The organism is Pseudescherichia sp. (assembly GCF_031998825.1).
GTDB lineage: Bacteria > Pseudomonadota > Gammaproteobacteria > Enterobacterales > Enterobacteriaceae > Pseudescherichia.
The window spans coordinates 137,705-158,346 of sequence record NZ_DAMACX010000004.1 but is presented as its reverse complement, the minus strand read 5'-3'; the positions used below and the strand labels follow the sequence as shown (position 1 = coordinate 158,346).

20 protein-coding genes are annotated in these 20,642 nt (G+C 59.3%); 11 read left to right on the top strand and 9 right to left on the bottom strand.

Going from position 1 to position 20,642, the window contains the following annotated elements; translation table 11 throughout:
- Nucleotides 1–200: 200 nt before the first annotated feature.
- The 4 genes from RTP97_RS03505 (at nt 201) to RTP97_RS03490 (ending at nt 4,727) form a co-directional block, all read left to right on the top strand.
- Entirely contained in the window at nt 201–1,442 is a 1,242-nt protein-coding gene (locus tag RTP97_RS03505) for an MFS transporter (protein WP_312410956.1), read from the top strand.
- Nucleotides 1,443–1,456: 14 nt separating this feature from the next.
- On the top strand, nt 1,457–2,521 hold the full coding sequence (locus RTP97_RS03500; RefSeq protein ID WP_312410954.1) for a sugar phosphate isomerase/epimerase: 1,065 nt from the start codon (nt 1,457–1,459) through the stop codon (nt 2,519–2,521).
- Nucleotides 2,518–3,669 carry a Gfo/Idh/MocA family oxidoreductase gene (locus RTP97_RS03495; RefSeq protein ID WP_312410951.1) on the top strand — a complete coding sequence of 384 codons (1,152 nt, stop codon included), beginning with the start codon at nt 2,518–2,520 and terminating at the stop codon, nt 3,667–3,669. Before RTP97_RS03500 ends, RTP97_RS03495 begins: the two co-directional genes overlap by 4 nt.
- Before the next feature lie 77 nt (nt 3,670–3,746).
- Complete coding sequence (locus RTP97_RS03490) at nt 3,747–4,727, top strand: LacI family DNA-binding transcriptional regulator (RefSeq protein WP_312410948.1); 981 nt, start codon at nt 3,747–3,749, stop codon at nt 4,725–4,727.
- A gap of 2 nt (nt 4,728–4,729) precedes the next feature.
- On the opposite strand, the gene RTP97_RS03485 is transcribed toward RTP97_RS03490, so the two are convergent.
- Nucleotides 4,730–6,157, bottom strand: a complete 1,428-nt coding sequence (locus tag RTP97_RS03485; protein ID WP_312410945.1) for an MFS transporter — start codon at nt 6,155–6,157, stop codon at nt 4,730–4,732.
- A 127-nt stretch (nt 6,158–6,284) separates the two neighbouring features.
- On the opposite strand from RTP97_RS03485, the gene RTP97_RS03480 reads away from it, so the two are divergent.
- Nucleotides 6,285–7,139 carry a helix-turn-helix transcriptional regulator gene (locus tag RTP97_RS03480; protein WP_312410962.1) on the top strand — a complete coding sequence of 285 codons (855 nt, stop codon included), beginning with the start codon at nt 6,285–6,287 and terminating at the stop codon, nt 7,137–7,139.
- A 111-nt stretch (nt 7,140–7,250) separates the two neighbouring features.
- Here RTP97_RS03480 and nfsB read toward each other — a convergent pair whose 3' ends face one another.
- Nucleotides 7,251–7,904, bottom strand: coding sequence for an oxygen-insensitive NAD(P)H nitroreductase (gene nfsB, locus RTP97_RS03475; RefSeq protein WP_312410943.1), 654 nt, complete (start codon nt 7,902–7,904; stop codon nt 7,251–7,253).
- An 87-nt stretch (nt 7,905–7,991) separates the two neighbouring features.
- Nucleotides 7,992–8,576 carry a TetR/AcrR family transcriptional regulator gene (locus RTP97_RS03470; RefSeq protein WP_312410941.1) on the bottom strand — a complete coding sequence of 195 codons (585 nt, stop codon included), beginning with the start codon at nt 8,574–8,576 and terminating at the stop codon, nt 7,992–7,994.
- 174 nt (nt 8,577–8,750) lie between these two features.
- Here RTP97_RS03470 and RTP97_RS03465 point away from each other — a divergent pair, with 174 nt between their 5' ends.
- Nucleotides 8,751–9,095, top strand: a complete 345-nt coding sequence (locus RTP97_RS03465; protein ID WP_312211355.1) for a RamA family antibiotic efflux transcriptional regulator — start codon at nt 8,751–8,753, stop codon at nt 9,093–9,095.
- 47 nt (nt 9,096–9,142) lie between these two features.
- Here the strand turns inward: RTP97_RS03465 and RTP97_RS03460 are convergent, their stop codons facing one another.
- Nucleotides 9,143–11,290, bottom strand: coding sequence for a TonB-dependent siderophore receptor (locus RTP97_RS03460; protein WP_312410939.1), 2,148 nt, complete (start codon nt 11,288–11,290; stop codon nt 9,143–9,145).
- Nucleotides 11,291–11,427: 137 nt separating this feature from the next.
- Here RTP97_RS03460 and RTP97_RS03455 point away from each other — a divergent pair, with 137 nt between their 5' ends.
- On the top strand, nt 11,428–12,996 hold the full coding sequence (locus RTP97_RS03455) for an alpha/beta hydrolase-fold protein (RefSeq protein WP_312410937.1): 1,569 nt from the start codon (nt 11,428–11,430) through the stop codon (nt 12,994–12,996).
- On the opposite strand, the gene RTP97_RS03450 is transcribed toward RTP97_RS03455, so the two are convergent.
- From RTP97_RS03450 to RTP97_RS03440, 3 genes are all read right to left on the bottom strand, one after another.
- A complete protein-coding gene (locus RTP97_RS03450) occupies nt 12,973–13,230 on the bottom strand; it encodes a DUF1158 domain-containing protein (protein ID WP_312410936.1) in 258 nt (85 codons plus the stop codon). The two genes, RTP97_RS03455 and RTP97_RS03450, sit on opposite strands and share 24 nt — an antisense overlap.
- Nucleotides 13,231–13,301: 71 nt before the next feature.
- Nucleotides 13,302–14,420, bottom strand: a complete 1,119-nt coding sequence (locus RTP97_RS03445) for a YbdK family carboxylate-amine ligase (RefSeq protein WP_312410934.1) — start codon at nt 14,418–14,420, stop codon at nt 13,302–13,304.
- 93 nt (nt 14,421–14,513) lie between these two features.
- Entirely contained in the window at nt 14,514–15,989 is a 1,476-nt protein-coding gene (locus RTP97_RS03440) for a PLP-dependent aminotransferase family protein (protein ID WP_312410932.1), read from the bottom strand.
- Between the two features lie 225 nt (nt 15,990–16,214).
- Between RTP97_RS03440 and RTP97_RS03435 the strand changes: the two genes are divergently transcribed.
- From RTP97_RS03435 to RTP97_RS03420, 4 genes are read left to right on the top strand one after another with little or no spacing between them, the layout of a single operon-like run.
- Nucleotides 16,215–17,066 carry a transporter substrate-binding domain-containing protein gene (locus RTP97_RS03435; RefSeq protein WP_312410930.1) on the top strand — a complete coding sequence of 284 codons (852 nt, stop codon included), beginning with the start codon at nt 16,215–16,217 and terminating at the stop codon, nt 17,064–17,066.
- Nucleotides 17,067–17,093: 27 nt separating this feature from the next.
- Entirely contained in the window at nt 17,094–17,735 is a 642-nt protein-coding gene (locus tag RTP97_RS03430) for an amino acid ABC transporter permease (RefSeq protein ID WP_312211367.1), read from the top strand.
- Between the two features lie 14 nt (nt 17,736–17,749).
- Nucleotides 17,750–18,415 (top strand): ABC transporter permease subunit, encoded by a 666-nt coding sequence (locus RTP97_RS03425; RefSeq protein ID WP_312410928.1) that lies wholly within the window; start codon nt 17,750–17,752, stop codon nt 18,413–18,415.
- Nucleotides 18,408–19,169, top strand: coding sequence for an amino acid ABC transporter ATP-binding protein (locus RTP97_RS03420; RefSeq protein ID WP_312410926.1), 762 nt, complete (start codon nt 18,408–18,410; stop codon nt 19,167–19,169). Before RTP97_RS03425 ends, RTP97_RS03420 begins: the two co-directional genes overlap by 8 nt.
- 41 nt (nt 19,170–19,210) lie before the next feature.
- On the opposite strand, the gene RTP97_RS03415 is transcribed toward RTP97_RS03420, so the two are convergent.
- On the bottom strand, nt 19,211–19,495 hold the full coding sequence (locus RTP97_RS03415; protein ID WP_312410924.1) for a hypothetical protein: 285 nt from the start codon (nt 19,493–19,495) through the stop codon (nt 19,211–19,213).
- A gap of 237 nt (nt 19,496–19,732) precedes the next feature.
- The gene (locus RTP97_RS03410; protein ID WP_312410923.1) at nt 19,733–20,500 is read right to left on the bottom strand and encodes an SDR family NAD(P)-dependent oxidoreductase; all 768 of its coding nucleotides are present in this window, start codon (nt 20,498–20,500) and stop codon (nt 19,733–19,735) included.
- Nucleotides 20,501–20,642 lie beyond the last annotated feature (142 nt).

Here is a 20,642-nt window from a genome sequence, read left to right as displayed (position 1 = left end):
TCCGCTTGCCGGGCCTACACAGTGCACGGTTTGCCGTTGTAGGCCGGGTAAGCGATAGCGCCACCCGGCGTTCTGGATATTATTTATCGTGACCCCTCTCCCAGATCTCATCTAACCCACAGGCAAACTGTTTTGTAATCGATTACTTTTCTATTGACCGCGTTTTGTAATCGATTACTTTTCACAGGTGAGGCGATAAAATGGTGTCAACAACCGAAAGTAGCGCTAAGGGGCAGGTGCAACACCGACTGCTCGTGCCAAGACTGTCCCTGATGATGTTTCTCCAGTTCTTTATCTGGGGAAGCTGGTCCGTCACGCTGGGCCTTGTGATGACCCAGCACAATATGGCTCTGCTGATTGGCGACGCCTTTTCAGCCGGGCCGATCGCCTCGATTCTCTCGCCGTTTGTGCTGGGAATGCTGGTGGATCGCTTCTTCGCCTCGCAGAAGGTGATGGCGGTGATGCACCTCGCCGGGGCGGCCATTCTCTGGTTTGTTCCGCAGGCGCTGATTGCCCAAAACGGCGCGCTGCTGATTGGTCTGCTGTTTGGCTATACGCTCTGCTATATGCCAACCCTGGCGCTCACCAACAACATCGCCTTCCATAGTCTGGCAAACGTCGATAAGACCTTCCCGGTAGTGCGCGTGTTTGGCACCATCGGCTGGATCGTGGCGGGGATATTTATCGGCGTCACCGGCATTGCGGCGAGCGTCAATATCTTTATGGTGGCGGCGGCCTGTTCGGTGCTGCTGGCGCTCTATAGTCTGACGCTGCCGCATACCCCTGCGCCCGCCAAAGGGCTGCCGGTGGCGGTACGCGATCTCTTCTGCGCCGATGCCTTCGCCCTGTTAAAAACACGCCACTTCTTTGTCTTCTCGCTCTGCGCCATGCTCATCTCCGTGCCGCTCGGCACCTACTACGCCTACACCGCCTCGTACCTGGCGGATGCCGGGGTAGGGGACGTCAGCACCGCCATGTCCTTCGGCCAGATGTCCGAAATTGTCTTTATGCTGGTCATCCCGCTGCTTTTCCGCCGCCTCGGCGTGAAGTACATGCTGCTGATCGGTATGTTTGCCTGGTTCGTGCGCTATGCATTCTTCGCGCTCGGGGTGAGCGAAGAGACACGCTTCCTGCTCTATCTCGGTATTTTACTGCACGGCATCTGCTACGACTTCTTCTTTGTCGTAGGCTTTATCTATACCGACCGCGTGGCCGGGGCAAAGGTCAAAGGCCAGGCGCAAAGCATGATCGTCATGTTCACCTACGGCATCGGGATGCTGCTCGGCTCGCAGATCTCCGGTGCACTCTATAACCGGCTGGTTGCCGGGCAGGCTGTACCCCAGGCGTGGGTCACCTTCTGGTGGATCCCGGCCGTCGCCGCTGCCGCTATCGCGCTGGTATTCCTGTTTACATTCAAATATGACGACAACGAGCGGGCTTAATGGTGGAGGGTAGTATGAAAACAGTTCAGGGACCGGGGATTTTTCTGTCGCAGTTTATCGGAGAAGAGGCACCCTTTAACACCCTGGAGGGGTTGGCGGAGTGGGCAGCGCGACTGGGCTACAAGGCGCTGCAAATTCCCTGCAACCATCGGCATATTTTCGATTTAGAGCTGGCCGCGCTGAGCCAGACCTACTGCGATGAGATCAACGGCACGCTGGCGACCTACGGGCTGGTGATTAGCGAGCTGTCAACGCATCTTGAGGGCCAACTGGTGGCCGTGCACCCAGCCTACGACGCCGCCTTCGATAACTTTGCACCCGAGCATCTGCGGGGCAACCCCACCGCGCGCCAGGCGTGGGCGGTAGAGAAGGTGAGCCAGGCCGCCGTGGCTTCACAAAAGCTGGGCCTGCGCAGCCACGCTACCTTCTCCGGGGCGCTGGCGTGGCCCTACTTCTACCCGTGGCCGCCGCACAATGCCCTGCTGCTCGACGAGGCCTTCGCCGAGCTGGCTCGCCGCTGGCGGCCTATTCTGGATCGTTTCGATCGCTGCGGGGTCGATCTCTGCTTTGAGATCCATCCGGGAGAAGATCTACACGACGGGGTGACCTTCGAGCGCTTCCTTGCCGCCGTGGATAACCATCCTCGCTGCAATATTCTCTACGATCCCAGCCATCTTCTGCTCCAGCAGATAGATTACCTGGCTTTTATCGACATCTATCACGCCCGCATTAAAGCCTTCCACGTTAAGGATGCGGAGTTCCGTATCAACGGGCGCAGCGGCGTCTACGGCGGCTATCAGCCATGGGTGGATCGTGCCGGGCGTTTCCGCTCGCCGGGGGACGGGCAGATTGACTTCGGAGCGATCTTTAGCAAGCTGACGCAGTACGGCTACGACGGCTGGGCGGTGCTGGAGTGGGAGTGCTGTCTGAAACAGGGCGACGCCGGCGCACGCGAGGGCAGCGAGTTTATTCGCCGCCATATCATCCCGGTGGCCGATCGGGCGTTTGATGATTTTGCCGCAGGCGGCGGTGACCGGGCCAGCGTACGGGCCATGCTGGGATTAGGAGATGCATCATGATCGGCGTAGGTATTGTTGGCAGCGGGTTTATTGGCCCGGCGCACACTGAAGCCCTGCGCCGACTGGGGGATGTGCAGGTCGTGGCGCTCTGCGATCGCTCTCTTGAATCGGCGCAGCAGAAGGCCGCTGCGCTCAACGTGCCCTTTGCCTTTGGGGACATCGACGCCATGCTGGCCCATCCCGGCATCGATGTGGTGCATAACTGTACCCCAAACCATCTTCATGCCGATATTAACAGGCGAATTTTACGCGCCGGTAAGCACGTCTTCTCAGAGAAGCCGCTCTGCATGACGCCCGAGGAGGCCACGGAGCTGGTGGCGCTGGCCGAGCAGGCAGGCGTGGTGCACGGCGTCAGCTTCGTCTATCGCCAGTTTGCCATGGTCCAGCAGGCGGCGAGTCTGCAACGCCACGGCAGGCTCGGGCGGCTCTTCTCGGTTTACGGCAGCTACCTTCAGGACTGGATGCTGCTGGAGACGGACTACAACTGGCGAGTGGATGCCACGCTGGGCGGTGCGTCGCGGGCGGTCGCCGATATCGGCTCGCACTGGTGCGATACGTTGCAGTTTGTCACCGGGCAAAGAATTGTCGAGGTGATGGCCGATCTGGCGATCGTCTGGCCGACCCGCAAGGCGCGGCTGGAGGGCGGGGCGACCTTCAGCGCAGGCGGAAATGAGGCGCAGTATGAGGATCGCCCGGTTACTACCGAAGACGGCGGCTCGGTGCTGGTGCGCTTTGCCGACGGCAGCAAAGGCTGCTTTAGCGTCTCCCAGGTCAGCGCGGGGCGGAAAAACCGCCTCAGCTTTGAGGTCAACGGCAGCAGCTGTTCGCTGGGCTGGAACCAGGAGATCCCCCAGCAACTGTGGATTGGGCACCGCCAGCGCCCCAACGAGATCCTCACTGACGATCCAGGGCTGATGATGCCCGACGTCGCCGGTAGCGCACACTTTCCCGGCGGGCATATTGAGGGCTGGCCCGACGCCTTTAAGAACATGATGGCCAACTTCTACCAGGCGGTGCGGGCCGGAACGATGCCGGAGGCTAACTCCTGTTCGTTTGCCTCTTTTTATGATGGTGCCGACGTGATGTTTATTATTGATGCCATCATAAAAAGCCATCAGCAGCAGCGCTGGGTGCGGGTGGCCCGCTAAGCCGCTGCCGGTTCGCCGGACAGCGGTTTTATGGTAGCCTGCTGTAATAAGCGTTAACCGCAGGATGTGTCGTCGTTATGTCAATTCAAAAAATTGCTCGCCTGGCAGGAGTGTCGGTAGCGACGGTCTCCCGAGTCATCAACCACAGCGGGTCTGTGAAGCCACACAACCGCGAGCGCGTGCTGGCGGCGATTGAAGAGAGCAACTACCAGCCTAACCTGCTGGCCCGCCAGCTGCGCACCGCCCGGAGCTATATGATCCTCGTGCTGGTATCGAACATCGCTAACCCGTTCTGCGCCGAGGTGGTGAAAGGTATTGAGGAGGAGGCGGAGAGAAATGGCTACCGCATTCTGCTGTGCAATACCGGCTCGGACATGGCGCGCTCCCGCTCGGCGCTGACCCTGCTGTCAGGGAAAATTGTCGATGGGATCATTACCATGGATGCCTTCTCTAAGCTGCCGGAGCTGACGACCATGATTGGTCAGGCACCCTGGGTTCAGTGCGCCGAGTATGCCGATGAGGGGAGCGTCTCCTGCGTCGGCATTAACGATATTGATGCCTCTCAGTTTGTGATTCAGCATCTGATCAACCGGGGCCGCCAGCGGATTGCGCTGATTAACCACGACCTGAGCTATAAATATGCCCGCCTGCGCGAGCGGGGTTATAAAAGCGTGCTGGAGCAAAACGGCCGCAGCTGGACGGCGGTGGAGTACGCCAGCGAGCTGAGCTTTAACGCGGGCAGGGCGGCGATGGAGACGCTGCTGCGTGCCGATGAGCGTCCGGATGCGGTGTTTGCCGTCTCCGATACCCTGGCCGCTGGCGCACTGCTGGCGATAGCCCAGGCGGGGCTGACGATGCCGGACGACATCGCCGTGGTGGGCTTTGACGGCACGCCGCTAGCGGAGATGGTTTCGCCCCAGCTCAGCACCGTGGCGCAACCCTCCCTGCAGATTGGCCGTAAGGCGGTAGCGCTGCTGCTGAACAAAATCGACAACCCCGATACCCCGGCGGAGCGGGTAATGATGGACTGGCGCTTTATTGAACGCGCCAGCGCCTAAGACTATGATGTGACGATAGCTGGGCTGCGGTTCAGATGGTGGCGCAGACCAATGGCAATCGCCGCCAGCAGCAGCATCATCAGCGCCTCAACGCCGAGGAAACCGATAATTGCCTCGGGATAGCTGCCGTGATGGTGACGCACCAGGACTAACAGCAGCGAGCCAAATATCGCCGGGCCAAGGCCTAGCGTCGCCTGCTGGAGGGTGCTGAGCAGGGCGCTGCCCGCCCCGGCATCATTAGCGGTGATATCACGCATTCCCACCCGGTAAAAGCAGTTGACGATCAGCGCCTGGCCGTAGCCAATCAGGGCCGTAGACGGCACTAGCGTTAGAGCCGTGGTGGTCTGGCCGTAATAGTGGAACGTTTCCATCAGCAGCAGCAGGCCGCCAATCTGTACCGCGAGCCCGGAGAGCAGGATCCGTCCCATGCTATGGCGGGCAATCAGCTTCGGGGCGTACATCGCCGAGAGGAAGTAGGCCACGCCGAGGGCAATAAAACTATTGCCTGACTGCCACGGGGCCATTCCCAGACCCGATTGCATGGTCAGCGCCATGCAGAACATAAACCCGGACCATGCGCTAAAGAACAGCAGGGCGATCACCATCCCGAAGCGAATGCTGGCGAGCTGCAAAAGCCGCGGCGGCAGCAGCGGATGCTCGCCGCGCCGCTGCTTGCCCAGCGCGCTGGCCCGCATCCATAACAGCAGCGGAAGCGTCGCCAGCAGCATCAGCCGCATTGACCACGGCCAGTGCAGCTCCGGCCCCAGCGCCATGGGAAACAGCAGGCAGCAGAGGATCAGGGCAAGGATAAATGTGCCCTGCCAGTCGATGGGCGAATGCGTATCACGACGGGTTTCCGGCACGTAGCGATGGCTGAAGGCCAGCACCAGCAGGCCAATCGGCACGTTGATGAAAAAGGCGTTACGCCAGCCCAGCCCGGCAATATCCGCCGAGACCAGCCAGCCACCGCACATCTGCCCGACAATAAACGCGATACCGCCAATGCCGCCGTAGAGGCTGATAGCCCGTGCGTGAGCCGTGCCTTTCAGGGTGACGTGCAGGGTGGCGAGGATCTGCGGGACGATCAGCGCCGCCCCAGCCCCCTGCAAAGTGCGAGCCGCCAGCAGGGCGGTAATCGAGTTGGCCATACCGCACAGCAGGGAGGCGAAGCTAAACACCGCCACGCCCCACATAAACAGACGGCGACGACCGAAGTTATCCCCCAGCTTGCTGCCCATCGCCAGACAGACGGCAAAGGCCACGCCATACAGGGCGACGATAAGCTCCAGCTGGGTGGCGCTGGCGTGCAGCGACGCGGTAATTGAGTCGAGGGCGACGTTAGTGATCGAGGTGTCGATCAGGGGCAGCATCTGGCCGGTCAGCAGCAGAACGAGTCCCGCGCGGCCGGGTGAAACAGGTGACGTTTTCATGGTAGCTCCATTGCGTCATTCAGCGAATGGACGTAGCATCGCTGATTGAATAAACGGGTACCAGTTCCTGATTATACTGGTACTGACACTACTATGCTGAAGAGAGGCTGGAGAGACCATGAGCCTGATGAGCCACAGCGAGCTGGACGTCGCGCAGATACGCCAGGACGATCGCCGTAAACAGCTGGGCGCTTTTCTGCGGGCGCGACGGGAGAGTCTGGATCCGCAGCGGCTGGGACTCCCGCGCAGCGGACGGCGGCGCACGCCGGGCCTGCGCCGGGAGGAGGTCGCGATGCTGGCTGACGTCGGCGTGACCTGGTATACCTGGCTTGAGCAGGGCAGGGAGGTGAATCCATCAGCGGTGGTGATGCAGGCGGTGGCCGATGCGCTACAGTGCAGCCCGCTGGAGACGCGGCATCTGTTTCTGCTGGCGGGCCTGCCGCCGGTGGAGTCGGCCAACGTTACGCCGTGCGAGGGGATCAGTCCCGGCACGCGACGGATGCTGGACAGCCTGTTGCCGCAGCCGGCCAGCATTCAGAAACCCAATTTCGATATCGTGGCGTGGAACGACGCCTTCTGTCGGCTGATGGGCGTCGATTTTGCGACGCTGCCGGAAGACGATCGCAACTGTATTTATCTCTATTTGACCCATCCGGGCTGGCGTAGCCGCCTGGCAAACCGGGACGTGCTGCCGACCTTTGTCTCCTATTTCCGTGCGGCGATGGCTGAGCACCGCGGCGAAGCGGCGTGGGAGAACAAGCTAGCGCGCTTTTTTGCCGCCTCCGAGGAGTTTGAGGCGCTCTGGCACCAGCGCTATGAGGTGCGCGGCGTCGAGAACCAGATTAAAACCTTCCGCCACCCTGACCTGGGTGAATTCCAGCTCCAGCAGATGTACTGGTACTCCGCGCCGCGTAACGGTTCGCGTCTGCTGGTCTATTTGCCGGTCGATGAAGCGGGCGAGCAGATGCTGGCAAGGTTGTAACGAGGAGTTATCGCTCATGCCGGGCGGCGCTACGCTTGCCCAGCCTACAAAAAACGTAAATCTGTAGGCCCGTGCAAGCGCAGCGCCGCCGGGTAGTAGGCTGAAATCTAATTAGATCTCAGTGACCACGGTCTCTTCTGGCAGGCGGGATTTTGGCAGTGCTTTGTTGAAATCTTCCACGCTGTGGTGGCCAACCGGCACGACCACCAGGCTGGTGAAGCCTTGCTCTTTCAGGCCGAACTCGGCGTCCAGCACGTCGGCATCAAAACCTTCAATCGGTACCGCATCGAGGCCCATCGCACCCACGCCCAGCAGGAAGTTACCGACGTTCAGGTAGACCTGACGCGCCATCCACTCATGGTCATCCTGGCGATCCTTACGGTGCAGATCGGCGAAGAAGGTGCGGCCCTTGTGGTTAGCGGCTTTTGCTTCCGGGGTGGCAAAGCGGCCGTCGGCGTCTTCCTGATCCACCACCTTCTCCAGCCAGCCGTCATCCATCGCGGTTTTCGCGCAGAACACCACGACGTGGGAGGCATCCAGCATTTTGCGTTCGTTGAATGAGTAGCCGCCCGCTGCAGATTTTGCTACCCGCGCTTTGCCCTCTTCGCTGCTGGCAACGATAAAGTGCCACGGCTGGGAGTTGGTGCTCGACGGGCTATAGCGCAGCAGGGTTTTGATCTTCTCCGCTTCGTCGGCGGTCAGTTTTTTGCTGGCGTCAAAAGCCTTGGTTGAGTAGCGCTGCAAGGCGATGGAAACGATATCCATAAATGCTCCTGATAATTTTTGGGATAAGTTGGGCTGCGCTGTAGCCTACAGACTCAGCGAAGAAAAAATAAGTGAAAAACGTGCGCTTTAGCTGCCGCTGCTGTCCGCCAGGGCGCGCCACATCGCCTCGAAGCCGTGGGCTTTGAAATCGTCCGCCTTCTCGGGTTCGCGGCTGGCGAACTCAATGGTGGTTTCGGCAAGGGAGAGGAACAGCGCATCGCCAAAGGCGTGGAAGGCCTCGGTGAGAAAAATCGGCAGTACCGACCGACGGCAAAGGGTATGCAGATCCGGGAATAGCTCATCCACATTTTGCTGGGTGGCGCAGGTGATCTTGCCCGATACCGCCAGCTGACGGATCGCCCGGTGGCCGACGGGGTGCAGAATGCCCCAGTCGATATAGCTGTTCCAGATATAGCGAGTTAGCGCTTTGGCTTCGCTGACGGAGCGATCGAGGCCGTCGAGCATGGCGTGACAGAGATCGGTTTTCAGCGCGAGATAGACCGCATTAAGCAGGTCGTCTTTGGTGGCGAAGTAGCGAAAGAGGGTGCCTTCCGCAACGCCCGCGTTACGGGCTATCAGGGCGGTGGAGGCGGTGATCCCCGACTGGGCAAACGCTTCGGTTGCCGCTTCCAGTAACGCCTGTTTTTTATCTTCACTCTTCGGACGAGCCACTACACTTTACCTCACACGCTGTTAAACCCTGATTGAAACATGACATCTGCCGCTCCGCAACGGCCTGTGTCAAAGATCGAAAATCATCTTGACGACTTTCTGCCTCTTTCTATAATGAGTGCTTACTCACTCATAATCAAGTTTCAGCGCTTAGAGAGCAGAGAGGAACCACGTATGACCATTTCCGCTCAGGTTATCGATACGATTGTCGAATGGATAGACGATAATTTGCATCAGCCGCTGCGCATTGAAGAGATTGCGCGTCACGCGGGCTACTCCAAATGGCATCTTCAGCGGCTGTTTATGCAATACAAAGGTGAGAGCCTGGGGCGCTACATCCGCGAACGTAAGCTGCGGCTGGCGGCCCAGGAGCTGCGTGATACCGATCAGAAGGTGTTTGATATCTGCGTTAAGTACGGCTTTGATTCCCAGCAGACCTTTACGCGCATTTTTACCCGCACCTTTAACCAGCCGCCGGGGGCCTACCGCAAGGAGAACCACGGCCAGGCGCGGCATTAAGCTTCTGTTGGCCCGGCAGGTTTGCGCTGCCGGGCACCGTTAAGCCATTACCAGGCGTAGCTGACCGTGGCGGTGGCGGTACGTCCAATCCCCCAGAAGCAGGCGCTGTCGCTGGCGCATGACGCCACGTATTTGGTATCCGCCACGTTATTGACGTTAAGCTGCACCGTAGCGCCTTTCAGGCTGCTGCTCGCCTCGCCCAGATCGTAGCTCAGCATGGCATCGTAGAGATCCACCGCCGGAACCTTAAAGGTGTTGCGTGCGTCGCCGTAGCTGGTGCCGAGATAGCGCATGCCAACGCCTGCGGTGAGGCTTTTGAGCGGGCCGGACGGCAGCGTGTAGCTGGCGAAGGCCGAGGCCATATGGGTTGGGATCCGCGCCGGGGTTTTCCCTTGGGTACCGGCCACGGTGGTGCTGGCGGTCTCCGCGTCGGTATAGGTATAAGAGCCAATCAGGTTCAGACTATCAAACAGAGTCGAGTGGATCTCCGTCTCAACCCCCTTCGAGCGCACTTCTCCGGCATTTTCAAACCAGCCCAGCGAGCTGTTGTAGGTCGGGACGTTGCTCTGCTTGAGATCGTAGACCGCCAGCGTCATCAGGGTGCTCTCCACCGGCTGATACTTCACGCCCACCTCGGTCTGCTTGCCGGTGGTGGGGTTGAACGGGGCCAGGCCCGGCGCGCGGTTAGTTTGCAGGTTTGGCTCAAACGAGGTGCTGTAGCTGATATAGGGCGAGAGGCCGAAATCAAAGGCGTAGAGCAGCCCGGTACGCCAGGTGAACTTATTATCGTTCTGCTGCACGGTGCCAGCATCGGAGGTGAAGTCGCTGGTGCGCACCTCATCCCAGTCGTAGCGGCCGGAGAGCAGCAGCTCCCAGTTGTTCCAGCTCAGCTGATCCTGTAGATAGAGACCCATCTGATCCAGATCCTGCTGCTCGTCGCTGGCGGTGCTGAAGGTGCTCTCATCGACGTTAATACCATAGACCGGATTTAGCCAGTTCAGGTTGTACTGCGCACCCATGCCGCGCTGCAGACTCTGATCGTCCCGGCTGGATTTGTAATCCAGGCCGCCAAGCAGGGTATGGTTCACCTCTGCGGTGGTAAACTGCGCCTCCAGCTGGTTATCGATACCGAACTCGTCGGTTTGGCGCTCCTCATGCTGGGCGCGACGGGTCAGCAGCGTACTGTTCGGCGCGCTGGAGGCATAAACGAGGTAGCGATACTTCTGCTTGATAGTGGCGTAGCGCGCATTCTGGCGGAAGGTAAAGACGTCATCGAACTGATGCTCGAACTCATAGCCCACCATCGTCTGCTCGCGCCAGGACTGGTTATAGTTCGGATCGCTGACGTTGAAGTCCAGCGGAATGTGCTGGCCGTTAGCGCTCCGCACCGTGCCGTAGGCGGGCAGGAAGTTGCGATAGCCCGCGTCAGGATCCTTCTGATAGCTGGTGAGCAGCGTAAAGCGCGTCTGGTCGTTGGGGTACCAGGTCAGGGCCGGAGCAATGGCCACGCGCTCCTCTTTATAGTCTTTGACCTGGCTGTGCTGGGTGCGGGCGATACCGTTCAGGCGGTAGAGCAGGCGACCATCATCGCTCAGCTGGCCGCCGAAATCGAACGCTCCCTCTGCCAGCTCATCGTTACCGGTGCGGAACTGAACGCGATGGATCGCTTCGCTGGTGGGGCGCTTGCTGGTCATGCCGATCAGGCCGCCTGGGTTGACCTGGCCGAAGAGCACCGAGGCCGGGCCGCGTACCAGCTCGACACGCTCCAGCAGCCAGGGATCGACCGTGCCGGTCTGCGACGAAGCGGTTGCCCCGAAGCTCAGGCCGTCGAGGAATTTCGGCACGTAGCTGAAGCCTCGCACAAATACCTCATCGTTACGGTTTGAGGAGCCACGATACTCGGTAAAGACCCCTGCGGAGTAGCGCAGCGCCTGCGAGACCGAGGTGACGTCCAGGGCCTGCATCTGATCGCGGGTGATCACCGATACCGACTGGGGGGTCTTCACCAGCTCGGCGGCGGTTTTGGTTGCCGACAGCGTTTTGGTCGCTACCATCCCTTTCAGCGGCGCGGTGGGATCCTCTGCCGCACCCGTTGTCACTACCAATGTTTCCTCGTTGGCGAGCGCAGGCGTCGCCGCCCCCGCCGCCGCTAAACTCAGTAACCACGTCTGCATTATCTTATTATTTTTAAGCATTTTAACCTGTTCCCTTGCCTGTTTGTGATCCCTGCCAGCAGAGCAGGGAGCGCCATCATTAACGCTGCGAATGATATTGCAAATTATTACCATTTGCATTAGCGTTGTTGGCAAATTCTGGTAGGGAAACGTGAATAATGAAGATGGCGGTAGGCGGTTTGTTGATAGGGCTGAGCGCATTACCCGCGCTGGCGGCGACCTGTAATACATCAGCGATGCAGGGCGAGCAGCAGGGAAAATTTGATGCCAGCGGTGAGGTCTGTTTTCAGCTGCCGCGGCTGGAGGAGAACTATGTTGCTGCCACGCTCTATGGCGTGACCGATGCTCGCCTGCTGGATGGTAACAACCGTCGCCTGCGCACGCTGCTGGAGGATGGCCCCCCGGACGGCGAGCAGTCGCTGCTCTTTGCCCTGCCGGTGCAGCAGCCTTCGTCACTGGTGCTGCACGGGGAGGAGGGGATGCGCTGGCGCTTTAGCTGGCAGATGCACGAGACTACGCCGCTGCGCCGGGCTCAGGTGCTGGATCCGGTCAGCCCGGCACTACAGCGGCTGGCGGCCCAGCTTGCTGCCGGAGGCTCCAGCGAGAACTTCTGGCAGGCGCGCCAACTGGCAGGGACGCCGCTGATCGAGCCGGTGGATGCCAGCCACAAGCGCGTGACCTTCCTGTGGCGCGGCGCGCGCAGCAACGTCTTCATCCTCGGCTCACCGGGAGGCGATCACGATCCGCTCTTCCGGCTGGGCAACTCCGACGTCTGGTTCCGCAGCTACGTGGTGCCAAACGATACGGTGATGCAGTATAAGCTGGCGCCGGATGTGCCACAGCTCTCGGGCAGCGCCGTGCCGCAGCGGCGCGCCATTCTGGTGAGCGCCCAGGCCGATCCCCTCAATCCGCACACGCTCAGCGAGCCGCACAGCGATCGCTGGAAACGCGCCTCGCTGCTCGATCTTACGTCTGCCCGCTACTTCAGCAACGCGGCGATGGCCCAGCCGGTACGCCACGGCACGCTAACCCGACACCAGTTGCACAGCGAGCTGCTGAACAACAGCCGGGAGATTACCCTCTACCAGCCACGTACGGCGCAGCCCGCACGCTGGACGTTGATCCTGTTTGATGGCAAAACCTGGCAGGGGGATTACCACACCGCCAGCGTGCTGGACGCGCTGATCGCCCGCCACGCGCTGCCGCCGGTTAACGTGGTATTTGTTGACAGTCTTGATGCGGCGCGGCGCGGCAAAGAGCTGCCGCCCAACCCGGCTTTTGCCGATTTTATGGCTTACGAGCTGCTGCCGTGGCTGCGCCAGCATGGCGTGGCGCTGACGCGAAGTAAGACGGTGGTAGGCGGGGCAAGCTACGGCGGGCTGGCCTCCTCGTGGGTGGCGCTGCGCTACCCGCGTCTGTTTGGTAACGTGCTGAGCCTCTCCGGCTCCTACTGGTGGTCACCGAAAGGCGAAGCCCCCGGCTGGCTGACGCGTCAGTACCAGCAGTCACCGCGCTACCCGGTGCGCTTCTGGGTAGAAGCAGGACGGTTTGAGACGCAAGGTAAAGGCGGCGGGATCTACCGCGACAGCGCAGAGTTTGCCCGAATGCTGGACGAGAAGGGTTACCGCGTCAGCTTCCACCCCTGGTCGAGCGGCCATGACTATGCCGCATGGACCGAGGCGCTGGTCTATGGCCTGCGCGACTTAACGGGACGAGTGGTTCAGTGAGAACCAGCGCCGCCAGATAAAGCGCAGCACGTAGTACTCAATGGTTCCAAGCAGCAGGAACCAGATGCAAAACAGCAGAGTGTAGAGCTGGTTGGCATCGACCAGATGAAAGGTAGCGATAAGCTGCTGGGTCAGCGCGCCACCCGGCGAAGGGGCGGGCAGCAGCAGGCAGGAGAGGAAGGCCAGCAGTAAGATACCTGCGGCCGTCATCAGAGATTCAAGCGGGTGCGTCATGGTGATGTTAATCGTCAGTTAAAACGATATTGTCAGCCATTTGCTATAGGGGCGCAACATCAAGCGTTCTTCTAATTGGCCGCCCAGATCTCGGCGTGCTTCTGCACCAGCCCAATCAGCGAGCCGCCGTCGGCAACGAAATCGCGCATCAGCTGATCCTCACTCTTGCCACGCCGTACAAACTGCGCCAGCGCTTCCAGGGCGCTGCTGCCGTTCAGCTTGTCGGCGTAGGGGGCAATTTTATCCAGCAGGCGCTGAATATCCTCGCCGATGGTGACCTGTTCACCGGTATGCACGTCGGTCAGCACCCCGGCAAAGCCGTAGCGGCAGGCCTGAAAGCGGTTGAACTTATAGAGCAGATAGTCGCGCTCCTGCATCTTGAACGGCCGCTCGGCCAGAAGCCAGTGGGAGATCGCCTGGATAAACCCGGCAATGTTCACCGCATGGCCGAGGGTCAGCGGGGTATCCATCACCCGCACCTCAACCGTACCAAAGTGCGGGCTGGGGCGAATATCCCAGTGCAGATCTTTGATGCTGTCGATCATGCTGGTGTAGCTCAGGCGGCGGAACAGCCCCTCAAACTCTGACCAGTTGCTGACCCAGGGAGCGTGACCGTTATCCGGAAACGCGGAGAAGATGTTGAGCCGCGACGAGGCGAAGCGGGTGTCGGTGCCCTGGATGTAGGGTGAAGCCGCGCCAAGGGCAATAAAGTGGGGCACAAAGCGCGACAGACCATGCATCAGATAGATGGCATCATCGCCGCTCGGACAGCCCACGTGAACGTGCTGGCCGAACACCGTCGCCTGCTGCACCAGATAGCCGAACATCTCCAGGGTGCGTGCGTAGCGCTCGTCATCGCACACCTCCTGACGCTGCCACGTCTGGAACGGGTGCGTGCCGCCGCCGCAAATTTGCAGATGGTGTTCGCTGGCAGCGCGCAGGATGGTCTGCTGCATGGCGGAGAACTGTCCGGCGGCCTGGTGGATATCCCCGCAGACGCCGGTGGCAATCTCCAGCATGCTTTCGGTGATGTCGTGTTTCACCTCGCCGCCTTTCACTTCGGCTTTGACGGCGTCAATCAACGTGGAGGAGTCCTGGCTGAGGTCATATCCCGGCGGGTTAACCACCTGCAGCTCCAGTTCAATACCCAGGGTAAAGGCGTCAGATCGATGAAAGTCGGGTAAGGGCATAGGTAAACTCGCTTCTGTCTGTTTCTAATCAGTATAGAGCGAGTTTAGACCCGGCCGAGGCGGCAGCCGGGCAACAGGCTATTTATCAGACGATTACAGCTGTTGCAGCTGCCTCTGTAACACCTCAACGCCGGGCGCGATGGCGTCGGGGTTGATGGCATGAAAGCCCATGCGAAAGAAGTTCTCCGGCGGCGCGGCATCAAGGAAATGGCGTGCACCCGGCTCAATCAACACGCCTGCGTGGGCCGCTCGCCACGTCAGCTGCTGGGTATTCACCGACGGCGGGGTCCGCAGCCAGAAGGCGTTGGCGTGCTCGCTTCCGGCCATCAGCGTGCACTCTGGCAGAGAGGTGCGTAGCGCGGCGGCCAGCGTCTCCCAGCGACGGGCGGAGTCGTCGTGGTAACGGCGCAGATGGGTTTCGTAGTAGCCCTGAGCGAGAAAGTGCGCCATCTGATACTGGATGTTAGCCGGGGGATGGCGGTATATCAGACGCCTGAGAGCACGGGCCTCGTCAATGAGATCCGGATCGGCCACCATAAACCCCAACCGCAGGCCAGGGGAGAGCGCCTTCGACAGGCTGCTAACGTAGATCACCCGTCCGCTGCGATCGCTGGCCTTCAGCGCCGGCAGCGGGTTCTGCATAAAGTTACTCTCCGAGTCGTAGTCGTCCTCAATAATCACCGCATCGTGGCGGGCAGCGTGCGCCAGCAGCTGCGTGCGGCGCGCTCTGCTCATCGTCACCCCTGTAGGCACCTGATGGCCTGGCGTCACGTAGTAGTAGTCACAGGGCGCATCGCCGAGCACCAGCCCCTCTTCATCCACCGCGTGCGGCACAATCCTGGTGTCGCTGAGTAAAAAAGTATTGATCGCTTCGCGAAAGCCGGGGTTTTCTACCGCCACCTGCGTCTGCCGGGACATCAGCAGGCGGGTCAGCAGATAGAGAGCATTTTGCGAACCAAGGGTAATCAGGATCTCATCCGGGGCGGCAACGATGCCGCGTTTAGGCAGCACGCGGGTACGGATCTGCTCAATCAGCATCGGCACATCCTGATCGATATGATCGACCACCCAGGCCGGATCGCGTACGCCGCCGTGCAGCCAGTTCGCCGCCGCGCGCCATGTGGTAAGCGGAAAGCGGTGGGTATCCGGCTGGCCGTAGATAAAGGGGTAGCGATAGTGCATCCAGCCAGCGGGTTTGAGGATCGACTCCTGTTGGCTGGGCTGTATCTTTAATCTTTCGCCCCAGCGTGGTGCGTTTTTAACATATTCCGGTGCAGGCGGCTCCAGCGCCCGTGCCGCCGTGCCAGGCTGCGGGGCATGGTAGTCCGGATGCAGGTAGTAGCCGCTGCGTGGACGGCTGATCAGGTAGCCTTCGTTGACTAATCCCTCGAAAACCAGCGCCGTGGTATTGCGGGAGACGTTGAGCTGCGCAGCCAGCGCCCGGCAGGAGGGCAGCGGCGCATCGCCAGGAAAAATGCCACTCAGAATAGCGTCGATCAGCGACTCACGTACCTGTTCCTGCAAACCGCGCTGGCCGTCGAAATGAATATGCAGTAAGTGACGAATCATAGTGCGCTCCTTCAGCCTCTTTAACACCATGCAGCAAGTTTTGTACCAGCTTATTCGGCGCTGACACGGACGCACGCCGGAACTGGCTCTATTCAGAATGCGCAAAGCCTCCCTATTGTAAAAACGCACTCCAAACATTCGGGCGTCACGTTAATTCGGCACGCTTATTGCAGCGGTATGAGCATCGCGGCAGCAGCGGCCTGGCATATTATTTAAGGTGGAACGATGAAAAAAGTTATCGGCAAATATTGTGTGGCAGCGCTTCTGGTAATGGCATTTTCTCACCATGCGGTAGCCAGAGACTTACCTGAAATTGAGAAATCCGGAACGTTTAAAGTCGCTACCGAGGATGACTACGCGCCGTTTAACTTTATGACTGACGGCAAGAGCGACGGTTTTAACAAAGACATGCTCGACGAGCTGAAAAAATATGCCAAATTCAATATCGACCAAAGTATTTTGCCGTGGACTGGCCTGCTGGCCGCCGTCTCTACCGGGCAATATGATATGGCTCTGACCGGGGCGGTAATTACCGATGAGCGCCTTAACGTATTTAATTTCACGCCGCCGTGGGCTTCTGCCCAGCACTATTTTGTTAAGCGTGCGGGCGACGACACTCTTAATTCCATTAAAGATCTCAGCGGCAAAAAAGTGGGCGTGCAGGCCGGAAGCGCGCTGCTTGCCCGCCTGCCTGAGCTGAAGACGATGCTGGAGAAAGAGGGCGGCAAGCTCGGCCCGGTAGTGGAGTACCCCTCCTATCCGGAAGCCTACGCCGATCTGGCAAACAAGCGCCTTGACTACGTGATTAACGTGGTGATCTCGGTTAACGACCTGGTGAAGGCCAGGCCAAAGGTCTTCGCCAAGGGGCTGGCGGTGTCTGGTCCGGGTTATATGGCTTGGCCGATCCCGAAAAACTCGCCGGAGCTTTTGGCCTATATGACCAAATTTATCAACCACCTACGGGAAACCGGCAGGCTGAAAGAGTTGCAGATGAAGTGGTTTGGCGAAACCTATGACGATCTGCCTAACGAGCCGATCACCAGCGCTGAGCAGTTCCATAAGCTAGCCGGATTATAAGCGCGTAACTTAATCGAGGAGGGCAACATGGATTCAATGGCATGGCAGTTACTGATTGAAGGCGCATGGACGACCCTCTGGATCTCAGGCCTGGCGATCGTCTTTGGCGTGGTGACAGGTCTGGTTATCGCCTTTATCAGAATGATGAAGATCCCTATCGTCGATCAGATTCTGGTGACCTACATCAGCCTGGCCCGCGCCACGCCGCTGGTGACGCTGGTGCTGTTTCTGTTTCTGTCGCTGCCGACGCTCGGCATCAACATGGATAAAACCCTGGCGGCGATTGTCGCCCTGACCCTTAATACCTCGGCGTTCAACGCCGAAATCTGGCGCAACGCCTTTCGTAACTTCCCCCGCGCCCAGCGTGAAGCCGCGGAGTCGGTGGGGATGCGGCGCTGGACCTACTTTCGCTACATCATGCTGCCGCAGATGTGGATTGAGAGCCTGCCCGCGCTGGTTAACGAGATGTCCTTTTTGATCAAAGGCAGTCCGGCGATTGCGGTCATCGGCGTGGTCGATCTGACCCGCGTCACCAACCGTATCTCATCGGTCACCTACGAGCCGCTGTCGCCGATCCTCGCCGCCGGTCTGCTCTACGTGGTGATTATCGGCCTGCTGCTGAAGTTGCAGAGCATGGCGGAACGCAAAGCTAAGCGCCTGGCGCGTTGACTGCAGGAGGATCTATGGATCAGTGGAGTATCGTATGGTCGGCGCGGGAGAGTTTTTTTAACGGCCTGCTGGCGACGCTGGAGCTATTTATTATCGCCGCCGTGGTTGGCCTGGCGATAGGTATTGCGCTCTGCTACGTCATGGAGCATCAAAATCGCGTTGTCGATCGACTTATTATCGGCTTCGTCAGCCTGATGCGCGCCATCCCTTTTTTAATCCTCGCCTATCTGCTCTATTATGGCCTGCCGGAGCTGGGCATCAGCATGGAGGCATGGAGTGCGGGTCTGCTGGCACTGATTATTTATCACGGGGCCTACTTCTTTGAAATATTGCGCAGTCAGCGGCGCATATTCTCTGCCGGTTATATTGAGGCGGCGATCTCTCAGGGCTTTTCCCGCTATAAAATATTCCGCTGCATTATTCTGCCCAATATATTTTCATCGTCGCTGCCGCTGATGGGCAATCAGCTCATTATCTGCCTGAAAGATACGGCGTTCCTGAGCATTATTACCGTGCAGGAAATTACCGCTGCGGCTAACGGCGTGCAATCTACCTATTTTATTCCGTTTAATGCGTTTATCGTCGCGATTGGCCTCTACTGGGCCATCAGCATTTTGCTGGAGCTGCTGATTAAGCGACTGAGCGTTTACGGTGTCAGAAGAGGAATGACCCATGCATGAGACAACGGCGGTAAGCGTAAAGAATCTCTCCAAGCAGTTTGATAACGTAGAGGTGCTGCGGGATATCAACCTGACGGTGGAGAAGGGCACGGTGGTGAGTATTCTCGGCTCCTCCGGCTCCGGCAAATCGACCCTGCTGCGCTGCATGAACTGGCTGGAGCAGCCGGATCGGGGCGAGGTGCGCATCAGCGGCCAGCGCATCGGCGTAGACGAGCAGAGCGGCAAAGCGATGTCGCACCGGGCGCTGTCGCGCATTCGCGAGCGCGTGGGCATGGTCTTCCAGAGCTTTAACCTCTGGCCGCACCTAACCGTGCAGCAGAATGTCACCGAGGCGCTGCTGCATGTGAAGGGGATGAAACGCGACGAGGCCAACGAGATTGCCCGTCAGCAGTTAGAAAAGGTGGGCATGGGGCATAAGGCGGGCGTTTACCCAATCACCCTCTCCGGCGGGCAGAAGCAGCGCGTGGCCATCGCCCGATCGCTGGCGATGTCGCCAGAGGTGATCCTCTTCGACGAGCCGACCTCAGCGCTCGATCCAGAGCTGGTCAGCGAGGTGCTGGGGGTGATGAAATCCCTCGCCGCCGAGGGCTATACGATGGTGGTAGTGACCCACGAGATGGAGTTTGCCCGTCAGGTCTCTAACGAGGTGGTGTTCCTGGAGAAGGGACTGCTGATCGAGAAGGCTGCGCCGGAGAAGTTCTTTACCGACCCGGACTCCGAGCGGGTACGGAAATTTTTGCAGACCAGCCGTTAAGCAACTAAATGGAACAGAAAAGCCCCTGTGAGGGGCTTCATTCAAGCAGCTTTAGGGGCCAGATGATAATCGCCAGAGCCGATCCAGCATCTGCGATGACACTGGCCGCTAAGCGCTTCCAGAGCATCGACAACAGCCTCTTCCACCTCTTCTGATAAATCGTTATTGAGAGCATCATTAAGGATGTTGAAAGCCAGGGAGCCACCGGCACGACCATAACCATCAACCATGTCGTTAATAAAGGCGAAAAGAGCCTGGCGGCTCGTGCCCTGCACGATCATCTGGTTAATTGCTTTTTCGTAGTTAACTCTGATTTCTGTCATCATCTTGAACCTCCCAAAGAGGTCGGGTTTCTTGCAGGTACTTTTCGTAATCGCGGATATGCATGCCATATCTTGCGCAGATATTTGATAACCAATTCTTTGCATCCAGTTGCCAGCGGAATGGGTGAGTGCATTCTGCCGCAAGGATTTTCACGCAACAAGAGTGGGGCCAATATAGGATTAAGTAGCTCCAATCGTGACACCCCGGTAAGCGTAGCGCCACCGGGGTGTCACATCACCTCAATCCCGATCAATAGCAAACGGCTGCCAGGCCTGGCGCACCGGCATCACCTCTATCCGGTTGATATTCATATGGTCCGGCAGCGTCGCGATGTAAAACATCTGCTCGGCGATATCCTGTGCCGTGAGCGGCGTGGTGCCGCCGTAGAGCTTGTCTGATGCAGCCTGGTCGCCTTTGGTACGCACCAGGGTAAACTCGGTTTCGGCAATCCCCGGCGCAAGATCGGTCACCCGCACGCCGGTGCCAAGTAGATCGCAGCGCAGGTTGTAGCTGAACTGCTTCACGAAGGCTTTCGTTGCTCCGTAGACGTGGCTGCCTGGGTAGGGCCACTGCCCGGCAATGGAGCCGATGTTGATAATACTGGCCCCGGCACCGTGGGCAATGAGCGTTGGCAGCAGGGCGTGCGTCACGTTAACCAGCCCGGTAACGTTGGTGTCGATCATCGTTTGCCAATCCTGTAGCTCAACGGCCTGGGCTGGCTGCGGAGCGAGCGCCAGCCCGGCGTTATTAATCAGCGCGGTGATATCCCGGAATCCCTCCGGCAGGTGTGCAACGGCCGCCTTCACCGCCGCATTGTCGCGCACGTCCAGCTCAATGATATGCACCGGCACATGCGCGCCCAGCTCGGCTTTCAGCACCTCCAGCCGGGCTATACGTCGTCCGCTTAACACCACACCCCAACCCGCGCGGGCAAAAACATGCGCTGCGGCCGCGCCAAACCCTGACGTTGCGCCGGTAATAAACGCCACTTTCGTTGCTGTTGTCATCTCGTTCTCCTGTTCAGTTCAGGAGACCACTATAGAAACAGCGGCTGGCCCGCCACAGGGCCAGTTTCAGCTGCATTTTGTGACACCCTTGTCACAGGGTGATAGCAGGACTGGCTCTATCTGCCTGCTGCCCGCCCGCCGC